Origin of the sequence: Streptomyces luteoverticillatus, from assembly GCF_003970715.1 — a bacterium.
Lineage (GTDB): Bacteria > Actinomycetota > Actinomycetes > Streptomycetales > Streptomycetaceae > Streptomyces > Streptomyces abikoensis.
Genome location: NZ_CP034587.1, coordinates 3,739,666 through 3,753,227, shown reverse-complemented (window position 1 = coordinate 3,753,227; position 13,562 = coordinate 3,739,666). Strand labels below are relative to the sequence as shown.

The following is a 13,562-nucleotide window of genomic DNA, read 5'->3' as shown; positions in this document are numbered from 1 at the left end:
GCCCCCGGCGCGTTTGTGTCCGGGGGCACCGGTTTGCGGCGCGGCTAGCATGGCGGAATGAGCGACTCCACGTCCGATGACTACAACCCGAACCCGTCAGCGACCTCGCGGTCCGGGAAACCCGTATCGCTGAGCACACTCGGGCGCGCGGCCCGGTGGGAGACGATCGCCATTCTCGTCGTGCTGTTCGTCGCCGCCCTCGTCTTCGCCTAGGCCCCCGCCCTCGCGCAGCTCGAACCAGACGCTCTTGCCGATCACGTTCAGGGCGTCCCAGACGAGGGAAACGCCGGAGGCGTGGGAGAGGGCTTCCACGAGCATGAGCCCCCGGCCATGCTCGTCGTCGGCGTCGGCGGCCTGCCGCCGGTAGGGCCGCCGGGCGGCGTTGGCGTCGCACACGGCGATGACGACGTGCCGGTCGTAGGCGGTCACGTCCACGGAGAGGCCGTTCACGCGGGCGTGCTGGACGACGTTCGTCACGACGTCGGAGACGCAGATGAGGGCACTCTCGATGAGGTCGGGGTGACGGGTCGCTTCGAGCGCGCCGGTCACGAACTTCCGGGCCAGTCTGGGGGTGGTGGCGTCCGCCGGGGCGGACAGGTGGTAGGTGGCGGTGCGGAGTTGGCTGTCTAGCGTTGCCGATGTCATGGCTTGGTCTCCCAACGCGGTCGTCGTTGACCTGCACGCGGTCGCCGTCCGTGGCCCGGCCGTCGAGCTCGCCCCAACTGGCGGCCCGCCGACTGCACTTCGGATCTTCCCGGCCTGGCGCGCGACGCGTCGGACACTACGGGGGCATACATACCCCGGGAGAAGGTTCCCTCGAAGGTTCACGCGATCGAGTGGACCCGTCGGACACCTGCACGGCAGGCTCCGAGTCGCATGAGGATGGTGGAATGCCACCGAGGGACAGACCAACGGTTCGACAGGCCCGCCTGGGCGCCGAACTGCGGAAGCTTCGCGAAGCCGCACGCAAGACCGCCCGTGAGGCCGCCGAGTCGGTCGGGACGGATCAGGCCAAGATCAGCATGATCGAGGCCGGGCGGCGAGGCGTGAGCGAGGAACGGATCCGCCGGCTCGCGGCCTTCTACTCATGCGATGACAGCGCCCTCATCGACGCCTTGTGCGTGATCAGCCGTGAGCATCGCGGTCAGGGGTGGTGGGACGCGTACCGCGACATCCTTCCTCCCGGTTTCCTGGACATCGCGGAGCTGGAGCACCATGCGGCGTACATCCGCTGTCTGCAGCCTGTGAACTTTCCCGGTGTCCTCCAGACCGAGGACTACGCACGTGCCTTGTTCGCCGGCGTGCTCCCCAAGCTGCCGGACGGCGAGGTGGAAGCGCGCGTGGAGCAGCGTCTGAAACGGCGAGCCATCTTTGAGCGCGAGAACCCACCACGGTTCGAAGCCTTTGTCCATGAAGCCGCCTTGCGGATGCGCGTCGGCGGCCGGAAAGTGGCACGTGAACAGCTTGGCCACCTCATGGAGATGTCCGAGCGGCCGTACGCCAGCCTGCGGGTCATTCCCTTCGCACATGAGGACTTCATTGAAGTCACCCAGACCGTGCTGTATGCAGGTGGTGTCGTCCCGCAGTTGGACACCGTGCAGCTCGATACGCCCTTCGGGGGCCGCTACCTGGACGCGGTCGCGGACCGCGAGAAGTACCGGATGCTCCTCGACGCCGCGAAGCAAGCGTCACTCGGTCCGGCCGATTCCCGCACGTTCATCGGCAAGATCGCGCAGGAACTGTGAGAGAAGCGATCATGAGATCTGACATCGCATGGCAGAAGTCCTCCTACTCGGGCGGAGGCGGCGAACAGTGCGTCGAGATATCCGCCGTCCCCTGGCAGAAGTCCTCCCACTCCGGTGGCGGCGAGCAATGCGTCGAGATATCCGCCCACCCCCACACGATCGCCATCCGCGAAAGCGACATCCCGACCGTGGTCGTCACCACAACCCCACCCCGCTTCCGCGCGCTGATCGCCAGCGTGCGCGGACGCGCGTAGAACGCGGCGACTACGCCGCGTGCGCGAGCTCCGGATCCTCCCGCAGCTTCCCGAGCGCACGCGACACCGCGCTCTTGACCGTGCCGACGGACACCCCTAGCAGCTCGGCGGTCTGCACCTCGGTCATGTCCTCGTAATACCTGAGGACGACCATGGCCCGCTGGCGGTCGGGCAGCCGGTGCACCGCGCGCCACATCGCGTCGCGCAGGGCCTGCTGCTCGGCGGGGTCGGCGACGGGCGCCGACTCGCGCTCGGGGAGCTCCTCGCAGGGGAACTCGTCGACCCTGCGCTTGCGCCACTGGGAGGTGCGGGTGTTCACCAGCGCCCGGCGGACGTAGCCGTCGAGGGCCCGGTGGTCCTCGATGCGGTCCCAGGCCAGATAGGTCTTGGTGAGGGCCGTCTGAAGCAGATCCTCGGCGTCGCACGGGTTCGAGGTCAGCGAGCGGGCGGTGCGCTGGAGCACCTGCCCGCGGGCCCGTACGTACGAAGAGAACGACGGGTACACGGCGGCGGTGGAAGCGCTGGTGCACACAGACGTCGAGGTCACTGTCATGCCCTCAACGCTAGGAGCGGGGACACCACCGGCGGATCGGCCGGAGGTGCCGAAGGCCGCTCCCCCTCAGGTCGTATGCGTGGGGTTGTCCCCACCTCCTGGAGGGGGAGAGACGGAATGCCTTAGTAGTCCTCGGCGGACGATCAGTGGATGATCGCCACGGGGGCGTCGATGGCGTTGCGGTCGATGGTCAGTTTCCGGCCACCGTGCGTTTCCGTGACATTCCCGGCGTACTGGTGGATCCGCCGGTGCGGCTGCCAGGAGGCCGCCGACAGCACGCGCTCGCTGTCCGTCGAGGCCGGAACCTTCCAGCGGGCGAACCACACCACCTCCGGCAGGTCGCCCAGCCCGTCCCGCCGGGCCAGCTCCATGTGGCGCACCCCGGACTCGGCGCTGCTGTAGAAGCCGGGGATGTAACCGTGGCGGGAGACCGTGCCGCTCCAGGAGCGGACGAAGTCGAGGGTGGTGCCGCCGCACTCCTCGTCCCCGTAGTCGTACGCCTCCATGTCCAGGTAGAGCGGGCTGCCGGCCGCGATGCCCAGGTCATCGGCGCTGCGCACGGCGTCCAGGCCCTCCTCCTCGCCCTGGTCCCAGGGGTAGTAGCCGATGGGGTTGCCCCGCTTGGAGGCCGCGCGCACACACGGCGACTGCGAGCCGACGTACACGGGCAGCACCCGCCAGCCCAGGTCGCGGGCGCCGGTGAGCCAGCGGTGGCTGAGGTAGCGCTGGTGGGGGCAGGCCCGGCCGCGACCGGCGTAGTAGACGCCGACGGCCCCGTACGACGTGGCCGCCCCCCAAGCGTTGAGGGTGGTCAGCGGGGGCGCCTGGCAGCTGTCGAAGCCCCGGCCCCGGTAGACGGAGGGCCGTTCGCCCGGGGCGGCCGTGACCGGCACGGCCTGGGCGGCCACCTGGGCCAGCGCCGCCATCAGGGCGACGAGATATCCGATGATCTTTCTCGGTCGTGGCATAACCGCGAGTCAAGGGGCCCGGACGCGACGCCCCGGCGGTGACACGCCCTCGGTTCATCCGTCTGCCGCAAGAATGAGCCCCGACGTGGGAACACCGCTTCCGGCGGTGACGAGCACCCGTCCGGCACCCGGCACCTGGTTCACCGACGTGCCGCGCACCTGGCGCACACCCTCGGCGATCCCGTTCATGCCGTGCAGATACGCCTCCCCCAACTGCCCGCCGTGGGTGTTGACCGGCAGCGTCCCGGAGGCGACGAGATCGCCCCCTTCGCCGGGCCCGCAGAAGCCGAACTCCTCCAGCTGCATGAGGACGTAGGGCGTGAAGTGGTCGTAGAGGACGGCCACGTCGACGTCCGCCGGGCGCAGCCCGCTGTCCCGCCACAGCCGGCGCGCCACCACGCCCGTCTCCGGCAGCCCGCCCAGATCGCCCTCGTAGAAGCCTGTCATCTGCTCCTGGCCGCGCGCCGCGCCCTGCGCGGCGGCGGCGATGACGACGGGCGGGCGGCGGAGCGTACGGGCCCTCGCCAGGGAGGTCACGACGAGCGCCTGGCCGCCGTCGGTCTCCTGGCAGCAGTCCAGCAGCCGCAGCGGCTCGGCGATCCAGCGCGAGGCGGCGTGCTCGGCGAGCGTGAGGGGACGGCCGTGGAAGTACGCGGCGGGGTTGCGGGCCGCGTAACGCCGGTCGGTGACGGCGACATGGCCGAAAACCTCTGTCGTCAGGCCGTACATATGGAGATAACGACGGGCGTGCATCGCCGCCCAGGAGGCGGGGGTGAGCAGCCCGAAGGGCAGGCCCCAGCCCAGCGCCACGCCCTCGGCGGAGGGCTCCCGCCCCCGCACCCCGGCGCCGAAGCGCCGCCCGGAGCGCTCGTTGAAGGCCCGGTAGCAGACGACGACGTCGGCGACCCCAGCCGTCACCGCGAGCGCCGCCTGCTGGACGGTGGCGCAGGCCGCGCCGCCGCCGTAGTGGACCCGGGAGAAGAAGGCCAGCTCACCGATGCCGGTGGCGCGGGCGACCGCGATCTCGGGGCTGGTGTCCATGGTGAAGGTCACCAGGCCGTCGACGTCGCCGGGCGCGAGGCCCGCGTCCGCGAGGGCGGCGCGCACGGCCTCGGCGGCCAGGGCGAGTTCGCTGCGGCCGGAGTCCTTGGTGAAGGCGGTGGCCCCGATGCCGGCGATCGCGGCGGCGCCCGTCATCGGCCGGCCTCCATGGTCAGGGATGCCATGCCGGCGACGTGACGGCCGAGGCTGTTGGTGCCTGTGATGGCGATTTCGACAGCGCGTTCGTCGTCACTCACGGAAGTGATCGATCCGGACAGATGGAGGGTGTCCCCGGGGTAGTTGGGCACCCCGAGCCGGATGGACAGCTTCCGGAGCCGGGCGCCGGGGCCGAGCCGCTCGGTGAGGAAGCGGCTGACGAGGCCCTGGGTGGTGAGGATGTTCATGAAGACGTCCGGCGCGCCCTTGGCCCGGGCCGCCTCGGGGTCGTGGTGCACGTCCGTGAAGTCCCTGGTCGCGAGGGCCCCGGCGATGATCAGGGTGCGGGTGACGGGGACGCTGAGGACGGGGAGTTCGTCGCCGGGCTTCACAGGCCCTCCTCGTACGCCCGGAAGACGGGCAGCTCCTGCTCGCCGGACCGGACGAACTCCAGCGCCACCGGCATCCCGATCCGGATCCGCCCCGGCTCGACGCCCACGAGGTTGCTGATCATCCGTACGCCTTCGGCGAGTTCGATCAGACCGACGGCGTACGGGGGCTCGAAGCCCGGCGCGGGTGGGTGGTGCATGACGACGTACGAGAAGACGACGCCCTCCCCCGAGGCCTCGACGGCTTCCCACAGTGGGGATCCGCACTCGCCACACCCCGGCAGCCAGGGAAAACGCTGCCTTCCGCAGGCTGTGCAGCGCTGGATGAGCAACCGGTGCCGGGCGACGCCCTCCCAGAAGCCGGCGTTGTCGCGATTGATCACGGGGCGGGGGCGTTCGGCGGGGGAAGCGCTCCTGGTGCGGGCCGGCGCGTAGCGCAGCACCCGGAAGCGGTGGATTCCGGCGAGCTCGCCGTTGGCGCGGATCTCGGTGCGCGTGGTGATGAAGTGGCCCGTGCCGAGCGCTGTGGTCTTGCGGGGTGAGACCGACTCGATCACCGCGTCGAAGGTGATCTCGTCGCCGGTCCGCAGTGGCCGTAGATACTCCTGCTCGCAGTCGGTCGCGACGACGGCGGTGCAGCCGGCGCGGTCGAGGAGGGCGACGAACTCCTCGTACGCCGCGGTACGGCCGACGGCACCGGAGAGCCCGCTCATGATCCAGACCTGGAGCATGGCGGGCGGCGCCTCCCCGGGACCCGGTCCGGGGACGGGGCCGGGGCCGGGGCCAGGGCCAGGGCCGATGCCGGAGCCAGGGCCGACACCCGGGCCGGAGGGGCCCGGGCCCGGGATCCCCATGGCCTCGCACCAGTGTCTGATCATCGCGGCGTCGACGGGGTCCCTGCCCCGCCCTCCCAGGACGGCGGGACGCCCCTCGTACGCCGTGAGCCGCGCGGACAGGTCGGCCACGGTCATAGTTTCTGACTGTCCGTCAGCTCTACGCCACTGTCAAGGCGTACGGAAACGCCGCGCGGCGGCACCGGAGTGCCGCCGCGCGGTGTCGTACCGACCCAGTCCACTTCCTCACCACATCACCCGTGTCACCCGGGTGGCAGGCGCGCGCTCAGTGGCGCCACAGCTCCGTGAACGTGATCCTCACGTTCTCCTGCTGGATGAAGTTGTGACCGTGCTGTCCGGGACTGAGGATGCTCGCGGTGTTGGTCTGATTCGTGGCCCCGTTTCCGGTGGCCTGCGCGAGAGTCGTGGTGCTGTTGCCGTGATTGCTCCCCCCGACGCCGCTGCCCACGATGCCTGCGGCGGCGACGTTCGAGCCCCGGTTGGCGAGCTGGCCGCCGTCGTCGGCCGTGGCCACGCCGGCGAAGAGGAAGGCCGCCATCGGCAGGGCCGTGAGGGCGGCGAAGATGCGGGCGGCGGTGCGGGTGCTTGCCATTTCGATTCCTCCTGAAGGAACGGAACTACTCGATCTTGCCGGGAGGTTGGCCGACCGCCTCGGCGCTTGTTCGACGTCGCACCGCCAGAATTGCCCACCGAATCTCCACCGAACCCCCCGTCTGTCCGCATTCCCTCGCAAGCATGACGAGTCCGACTTAAACCCACATCATTGCGAAAAGCGTCGCATCCGCCCCCTCTCGACCCCCTCAAGTCCCATGCGCCCCATGTGGCGAACCGTTTCGTCAAGCCACCGTGAATCTCCCCCGAATTGCCCATAAGTCGACACAGTGACAGGCATCTTCACGGGGTGAAGCCCATCGGGTCTCCGCCGGAAACGGGGACGTCCTGCATGACGGCTCGGGCGACGCCCTCGTGAATTCCCTTGCGGATCAACGTACTCGTGGGACGCGTGCCACACACAGGCCTCATAAAGCACACGAGACACAGGGCTCACGTTTTCCCTCAACAGCCGCAGCCAGGGCGGGAGTCGCACGCGCCGAGCACACCCCACAACTCAGCTCGCCGCACAGGAAGGTGCACGATGAACCTCATACTCCAGGCCCTGCCCGTCGCCGTCCCGACCGCCGGGTGGGCCGCCCACGCGCTCCTCCTCTCCCGCCGGCTCCGCACCGCGCGTACCGACCGCCTCACCGGCCTCATGCGTCGCGAGGAGTTCACCACCCGCGCCACGCGGGCCTTCCGGCATCCGCACACGGCCGTGCTGCTGCTCGACCTCAACGGCTTCAAGAAGATCAACGACACCCACGGGCACGAGGCCGGGGACCAGGTCATCGCGGCCGTCGGACGGCGGCTCGCCCTCTGGTGCCGGGAGCGCGGCGGCTTCGCCGCGCGGCTGGGCGGCGACGAGTTCACCGCGCTGGTGCGCCTCGCGCCGGAGGCCGACGCGGACGCGGAGATGGCCTGTCTCGCCGCCCGGCTCTCGGCCCCGCTCGACACGGGCCGGGTGACGCTGTCGCCGCGCGCCTCCATCGGGCTGTGCCGCCCCGCCCACCGCCCCGGCGCCGGGCTCTCGGAACTGCTGCGCGCCGCCGACGAGGCCATGTACGCGGCGAAGCGGTGCGGCGACCACTGGCGCCCCGCCGGAGCCGCCCCCGGCCAGCGCCCCACCGCGGGCCACGGACGGCCTCTGCGGCACGGCACCCACCTCACGCTGCTCACGCCGGTCCGGCGAAAAGGCGTCGCGAAGGCGTCGTGATCGAAGGCGTGGTCACCGAAGGCGTGGTGACAGAACCGGAACGCCAGTCAAGCCCGCCAGTCAAGCCCGCCGGTCCGGACGCGCGATCTCCGGTATCCGGTCAGAGGTGTCCGCCGTACCGGCCGGTCCATTGACGTCCCCGTGCGCCACCCCCGAGGCTGGCGCCGCCCCCCAAGCCGTACACACCAGCCGTACGCACCCGTCGTACACGGGCCCGTACGCCCAGACCCGTACGCCCGTAGGAGGCTCCCATGGCCCGCAGCAGACTTCGTCTCGCCCTGACAGCGCTGGGCGCCGCGGCGGCGGTCGCGGCAGGCACCGCCGCGACTCCCGCCACGGCGGCGGAACCGCGCCCGCGCGTCCCGCGCTACGTCGCCCTCGGCGACTCGTTCACGTCCGGCCCGTCCATCCCCCGCCAGGTGAACGCCCGGTGCGGCCGCTCCGACGCCAACTACCCCTCGATCGTCCGCGAGGAGCTGGGCATCGCGGACCGTACGAGCTTCACGGACGCCAGTTGCGGCGGCGCCACGACCGATCACATGTGGAACCGGCAGGGCGCCACCGGCAACGACCCGCAGCTGGACTCCATCAGCCGGGACACCTCCCTGGTCACCCTCGGCATCGGCGGCAACGACATCGGATTCGGCGAGATCATCGGCCGCTGCATCCACCCGCTGGGGCCCGTGGAGAGCATCCCGCGCGACAACCCCTGCCAGCGCTACTTCACGCGGAACGGCGTCGACGAGCTCGACAAGCGCGTCAACGAGACGGCCCCGAAGGTCGCCGCCGTCCTCAAGGCCGTCCACGAACGCGCGCCGCACGCGCGCGTGGCCGTCGTCGGCTACCCGGCGCTGCTCGGCGACGACATCGAGGGCTGCCGGAAGTCGGTGCGCATCGCCGACGGCGACATCCCCTACCTGCGCGGCACGCTGCGCCGGCTCAACGCCATGCTCCGCAAGCAGGCCACCGACCGGGGCGACCTCTACGTCAACACCAACGCCACGACGGCCGACCACGACGCGTGCCAACCGTTCGAGGAGCGTTTCGTCGAGGGCCTCTACCCCCGCCCGAGCCGCCCCGCCGTGGCCTTCCACCCGAACGCGGGCGGTGAGCGGGCGATGGCGGAGGCGGTCGTCGACACGATCATCTTCGGCCCGAGCGCCCGCTGACCGGCGTCAGCTGGAAGGCGTCGGCCCCTCGATCTGCTCGCTGATCCACTGGAGCGGGCCGTCGCCGAGGTTCGGGGCGTACGTGGCCCCGTCGTGCCGACCGCCCTCGATCACCTTGAGGTTGGTGTGGACGGGGCCCTTGCCGTAGGTCTCGATGAACTTCCGGACGTCGGGCAGCGTGTGCTTGTTGCTCTCCCGCGTGCCGACCTGGAAGGAGAGGTAGACGTCCGGCCCCTTGGTGTCGATCAGGCGCTTGGCCAGGACCTCGGGGTTGTTCTCGGCCTTCTCCTTCTCGTGGCCGTTCCACAGCGGCGAGTCGGGCACGACGTCCGGGCCGTTGGCGATGACGGCCTTGAACTTGTCCGGGTGCTTCAGCACGGCCTTCAGGCCGGCGAATCCACCGGTCGAGGAGCCCATGAACGCCCAGCCGTCGCGCGACTTGAGCGTACGGAAGTTGGCGCGCATCAGGTCCGGGACGTCCTCGGTCAGCCACGTACCCATCTTCGGCTGACCGGGGATGTCACTGCCGTCCCAGTAGATCCCCTTGTCGTCCGGGCCGGGGTTCAGCACCGGCATGGCCAGCAGGAAGGGCTTGACCTTGCCCTCCTTGTACCACTTGGCCATGTTCTCCTGGAAGTTGAAGCCCGCCCACCAGTAGTTGGTGCCGTAGCCGGGGCCGCCGGGCAGGGCGATCATCACGGGGAAGCCGCTCTTCGCGTACTTCGGGTCGTCCGTGTACTCCTTGGGCGCCCACACCCATACCTTGCCCTTGAAGCCGGACTTCTTGCCCTCGAGGGTCACGAGGCTGACGTGGGTGCCGTCGTCCAGGGTCCGCGCGTTCTTGAAGTCGGCGGCGGGACCGGTCGGCATGAGCACCTTGGAGTCCACCGGCGCCGCGGAGGCGCCCCCGCCCTTCCCGTTCCCCTTCCCCTTCGCGCTGCCCTGCTCCGGCTGCTCGATCTTGCCGTAGCTGACGGGGGCGCCCTTGTCCGTGAAGGGGGGTATCTCGTAGTGGACCATCACGGGCCACGCGATCAGCCCGAGGACGACCACACAGGCCACCACGACGGCCCACCGCTTGCCGCGCGAGGAACGCCGCCGCGGCGGTGGCGGTACGGGGCTCGGGGGAGCGTGGAGACCGGAAGGTGAATGCGTCATGGCGTCGCTCCGCAAGGGTCGGCTGCCCGACGAGCAGCACAGGGCACATGGCGATGGATGTGCCCTGTGGGATGCGCGTGAGGACCGCGGCGTTCCAGCCATGAGCCGTGAGTTTTTGCACAGCCATTACGCGGGCATTACCCGGCGATCACGCAAACGCTCGTTTCCGCGCGAGCGTCAGCGCTGGGTGGCACCGCGTCGCCGCGAGGCGACGACCAGACCCGCGCCCGCGCCGAGGACGACGACGGTGCCGCCGACGATCCACGGGGTGGCGGAACCGGCGCCGGTGGAGGCGAGCTCGGTGCCACCGCCCTTGGCGGACGTCCCGGAGCCCTGGGTCGCCGCGGACGCCGAGGCGGACGGCTTCGCCGTGGCACCGGCGGCATCGCCCTGCTTGGGCTGCTCGGCCCCGCCGGCCGGCTTCGTCTGGCCGGCGGAGGCGGAGGGCTTGGCGCCCTTGTCGTCCTTGCCGCCGTCCTTGCCCTTGCCCGCTTCCCCGGCCGCCTTGTCCTTCTTGGCGGCCTCGTACTGGCCCACCTCGAGGAAGTGGTTGAGAGCCTCGTCCGTGTCGGCCCTCAACGCGTCGTAGGCAGCCTTGTGCACGGCGGGGCCACCGGCGCCACCGACCTGCGTGACCTTGATCCGGAGGTCCGTCTTACGGGCGAAGGGCAGCTCCTCCTCGAGGAAGCGCTTGATGGCCTCGGGGGTGCCCTTCTTCAGGGCGGCCTTGCCGTATTCCTTCACCGTGGGGCCACCGGAGTTGATGATCCGGGAGACCTTCACCTCGTCGTCGGTCAGCCGCTCCTGATACTGCCCGGCCTCCAGGAACCGCACCCGGTCCTCGGGCGTACCGTCGAGCGCCTTCAGCCCGGCCTCTCGGACCCCCGGGCCCGTGTTCTTGTCACCGATGATCCTGGTGATGGCGACCCGGTTGTCCATGTCCGAGGCGGCCGCCTTCGAACCCCCGCCGGGCTTCGCGTCACCGGCCTTCTCCGCCACCGAAACAGCGGCGGGCTGCCCACCACCGGCGGCCACCGCCGGCGAGGAGAGCAACACGGCCGGGGCGATCGCCACGGCCGCGACGAGGACCGACGCACGAACCAACTTCATGTACGCACCTGCTTGTCATAAGAAACGGATAAATCTCCCGTCATGCTACGTCCGATGATCAAGCCGGCCGCCACGCCAAAGGAAAGCGTCAGGGCCGGCGGAGGCCTGAAGGACGGCAGGATCGGCGACGCCGACCCGGCACGGCGGCGCACTACCGCCAAAAACCAAAAGGGGCACCCGAATTCATTCGGGTGCCCCTTCCGTCCTGCGTCAACGCAGCGCTGGCGGAGACTGTGGGATTTGAACCCACGGTGACATCGCTGCCACGACGGTTTTCAAGAGGGCTGTGGGTTAGGGGCCCATCCACGCCATGACCTGCGCAAACACCGTCGCAGACGGGCCCCGGCTGGTCCGGTGGTCCACACCTGGTCCACCGGCTCTGGAAGCGTCAGTGCGGGATGCCCTCGATGATGTCCCGCGCCCCCTGGCGCAGCAGCTCGGCGCACACGCGCGTCCCGAGGGTCGCGGGGTCGTTGCTGCTCTCGCCCCAGTAGTGGGCGTGGACGAACTTGGAGCCGTCCCGCGAAAAGACCATACCCCGCAGTGAGAGCTGCCCATCGGGTTCCGAGATGCAGTGACCGGCGATTGGGCTGTTGCAGTGGCCGCGCAGACCGTGCAGCATCACGCGCTCGGCGGTGATCTCGGTCATGGTCCGCTCGTCGTTGAGCTGGGACAGCAGACCGGCAACGGCCCCGTCGTCCTGACGGCACTCAAGGCCGAGCGTGCCGGCGCCGACGGCAGGCAGCATCTCGTCCACGGTGAACACCTGACGGCCTCGGTGGGCGATGCCCAGCCGTTCCAGTCCGGACGTGGCGAGCACCATGGCGTCGAGCTTGGTGTCGATCTTGCGGGTCCCGTCGAGCTTCTCGACACGGGATCCCACGGCCCCACGGACCCGCACGACGCTGAGGTCAGGGCGTACGCGGTTGATCTGCGCCTTGCGGCGAACGGCCGATGTTCCAACGACGGCGCCAGGCCCAAGATCGCCCAGAGTCTGTCGCTCAGACCCCTCCGGGAAGAGGAGGACGTCGCGCACGTCATCGCGGGGCAGGTACGCCGCGAAGATCAGCCCCTGCGGCAGCGGCCGGTCCCCCGGCACGTCCTTCACGCAGTGCACCGCCATGTCGACGGTGCCGCGTTGCAGCATCTGGTCGATTTCCTTGACGTACAGCCCCTTTCCCCCGAGCTGGGCCAGGTCGCCCTGCCACTTGTCCGCCTCGGTGGTGACGGGTACGACCTCGATGTTCAGGTCGGGCTCGTGCTTGCGGAGAAGGGCGGAGACCTGCTCGACCTGGGCGAGCGCCATGGGGGAACTGCGGGTGCCGATACGCAGGGGACGGTCGGGGAAGTCGGTCATGGTGTCCTCTCCTGGGGCCTGGTCTCAAAGTAGGTAGTCGGACGTGGGTGCTGGAGCGGCCCCACGATGCGTGCGGCGATTCGCGGGTGAAGCAGTTGCAACGCGCTGGTCGGCGGCTCCCACCGCCACGCGTCGATCTCGTCGTATTGGAGGGTGATGCGGTCGTGGTCAGCGGGGCTCAGCTGGGGACCGGCGAAAACGAACGCGAGCCGGTCACGTCGCCCGGGCCTGGTCGCTTGCAGCCACTCGACGGCGAACAGGTCGTGCGTCTGCACATCGAGGACCAGGCCGAGCTCTTCACGGACTTCCCGGCGGGCCGCGTCAAGGGGCGACTCTCCGAGCTCGACAGCCCCACCGGGCAACGCCCAAGGCGCATCCGGCTTCGCGGGATGAACGATGAGCACTCGGTCTTGCGGGTCCGTAATGAGCACGGAAGCCGTGATCGGGTGTCCAGGTGGTGGCGTGTGCGTCATGGCGCCAACCCCGCCGGCTCTCGCCGGTCCACGGCAGCGGTCGCCCCCATGCGGATGCGATCGTGCGACAGCCAGAGGCGGAGATGTTCCTGCGTCGCCTTCTCATCGCTGTAAGGCGGGATGGGATCGAGCCCCAGCAGGATGCACACCGGGGCACCTTCACTGACCATGCGCGACCATTCAGCGCCGACCGGTGGCAAACGCAGCGAATACGGGACGCCCGTGATGGAGAGCAGAGCCCCGGAGGTGCCCAGCAGCATCACGCGGCTCCCCACATGGCGCATGGGTTCGGACAGCCCGGTGAGGTCGAGCGCGGCCGACAGACCGAGCATCTGCCGTTCGATGCCCTCCGCCGTCTCACCCTGGCGACGGGCAGGCGGGTGCCCGATCAGCAGGAATGCCACGGGCCCGGCAGCAGTGCCTTCGACCCACGTGGACACCACCACCGAGCACAGGAGGCCGGGCGTCACGTCCAAGGCGTGGCCAGGCGGACTCGCGAACGTGCCACTCACCGTCAAGCCTCCT

The 13,562-nt window shown here is 70.1% G+C and carries 16 protein-coding genes; 4 read left to right on the top strand and 12 right to left on the bottom strand.

Annotated features, from left to right (window positions below):
- Window positions 1–96: 96 nt before the first annotated feature.
- The gene (locus EKH77_RS16570) at window positions 97–645 is read right to left on the bottom strand and encodes an ATP-binding protein (RefSeq protein WP_126915136.1); all 549 of its coding nucleotides are present in this window, start codon (window positions 643–645) and stop codon (window positions 97–99) included.
- 245 nt (window positions 646–890) lie between these two features.
- On the opposite strand from EKH77_RS16570, the gene EKH77_RS16565 reads away from it, so the two are divergent.
- A complete protein-coding gene (locus EKH77_RS16565; protein ID WP_126915135.1) occupies window positions 891–1,745 on the top strand; it encodes a helix-turn-helix domain-containing protein in 855 nt (284 codons plus the stop codon).
- 11 nt (window positions 1,746–1,756) lie between these two features.
- Window positions 1,757–1,999 carry a DUF397 domain-containing protein gene (locus EKH77_RS16560; RefSeq protein ID WP_126915134.1) on the top strand — a complete coding sequence of 81 codons (243 nt, stop codon included), beginning with the start codon at window positions 1,757–1,759 and terminating at the stop codon, window positions 1,997–1,999.
- Between the two features lie 10 nt (window positions 2,000–2,009).
- On the opposite strand, the gene EKH77_RS16555 is transcribed toward EKH77_RS16560, so the two are convergent.
- The 6 genes from EKH77_RS16555 to EKH77_RS16530 form a co-directional block, all read right to left on the bottom strand.
- Window positions 2,010–2,552, bottom strand: coding sequence for a SigE family RNA polymerase sigma factor (locus EKH77_RS16555; protein ID WP_126915133.1), 543 nt, complete (start codon window positions 2,550–2,552; stop codon window positions 2,010–2,012).
- A gap of 143 nt (window positions 2,553–2,695) precedes the next feature.
- On the bottom strand, window positions 2,696–3,520 hold the full coding sequence (locus EKH77_RS16550; protein WP_126915132.1) for a DUF1906 domain-containing protein: 825 nt from the start codon (window positions 3,518–3,520) through the stop codon (window positions 2,696–2,698).
- A 54-nt stretch (window positions 3,521–3,574) separates the two neighbouring features.
- Window positions 3,575–4,717 carry a lipid-transfer protein gene (locus EKH77_RS16545; RefSeq protein ID WP_126915131.1) on the bottom strand — a complete coding sequence of 381 codons (1,143 nt, stop codon included), beginning with the start codon at window positions 4,715–4,717 and terminating at the stop codon, window positions 3,575–3,577.
- Window positions 4,714–5,109, bottom strand: a complete 396-nt coding sequence (locus EKH77_RS16540) for a MaoC family dehydratase (RefSeq protein WP_126915130.1) — start codon at window positions 5,107–5,109, stop codon at window positions 4,714–4,716. The genes EKH77_RS16545 and EKH77_RS16540 overlap by 4 nt, the downstream gene beginning before the upstream one ends.
- On the bottom strand, window positions 5,106–6,077 hold the full coding sequence (locus EKH77_RS16535) for a bifunctional MaoC family dehydratase N-terminal/OB-fold nucleic acid binding domain-containing protein (RefSeq protein WP_126915129.1): 972 nt from the start codon (window positions 6,075–6,077) through the stop codon (window positions 5,106–5,108). The genes EKH77_RS16540 and EKH77_RS16535 overlap by 4 nt, the downstream gene beginning before the upstream one ends.
- Window positions 6,078–6,225: 148 nt before the next feature.
- Window positions 6,226–6,552, bottom strand: coding sequence for a hypothetical protein (locus EKH77_RS16530; RefSeq protein WP_126915128.1), 327 nt, complete (start codon window positions 6,550–6,552; stop codon window positions 6,226–6,228).
- Window positions 6,553–7,095: 543 nt separating this feature from the next.
- Between EKH77_RS16530 and EKH77_RS16525 the strand changes: the two genes are divergently transcribed.
- A complete protein-coding gene (locus EKH77_RS16525) occupies window positions 7,096–7,770 on the top strand; it encodes a GGDEF domain-containing protein (protein ID WP_126915127.1) in 675 nt (224 codons plus the stop codon).
- Between the two features lie 251 nt (window positions 7,771–8,021).
- Window positions 8,022–8,939: an SGNH/GDSL hydrolase family protein gene (locus EKH77_RS16520; RefSeq protein WP_126915126.1), complete on the top strand. Its 918-nt coding sequence runs from the start codon at window positions 8,022–8,024 to the stop codon at window positions 8,937–8,939.
- 6 nt (window positions 8,940–8,945) lie between these two features.
- On the opposite strand, the gene EKH77_RS16515 is transcribed toward EKH77_RS16520, so the two are convergent.
- From EKH77_RS16515 to EKH77_RS16495, 5 genes are all read right to left on the bottom strand, one after another.
- Window positions 8,946–10,097, bottom strand: a complete 1,152-nt coding sequence (locus EKH77_RS16515) for an alpha/beta hydrolase (protein WP_240667379.1) — start codon at window positions 10,095–10,097, stop codon at window positions 8,946–8,948.
- Window positions 10,098–10,274: 177 nt separating this feature from the next.
- Window positions 10,275–11,207 carry an ALF repeat-containing protein gene (locus EKH77_RS16510; protein ID WP_126915125.1) on the bottom strand — a complete coding sequence of 311 codons (933 nt, stop codon included), beginning with the start codon at window positions 11,205–11,207 and terminating at the stop codon, window positions 10,275–10,277.
- 388 nt (window positions 11,208–11,595) lie between these two features.
- Window positions 11,596–12,564, bottom strand: coding sequence for a hydroxymethylbilane synthase (hemC, locus tag EKH77_RS16505; protein WP_126915124.1), 969 nt, complete (start codon window positions 12,562–12,564; stop codon window positions 11,596–11,598).
- Window positions 12,561–13,037 carry an NUDIX domain-containing protein gene (locus tag EKH77_RS16500; protein WP_126915123.1) on the bottom strand — a complete coding sequence of 159 codons (477 nt, stop codon included), beginning with the start codon at window positions 13,035–13,037 and terminating at the stop codon, window positions 12,561–12,563. The genes hemC and EKH77_RS16500 overlap by 4 nt, the downstream gene beginning before the upstream one ends.
- Entirely contained in the window at window positions 13,034–13,549 is a 516-nt protein-coding gene (locus tag EKH77_RS16495) for a hypothetical protein (protein WP_126915122.1), read from the bottom strand. Before EKH77_RS16495 ends, EKH77_RS16500 begins: the two co-directional genes overlap by 4 nt.
- Window positions 13,550–13,562 lie beyond the last annotated feature (13 nt).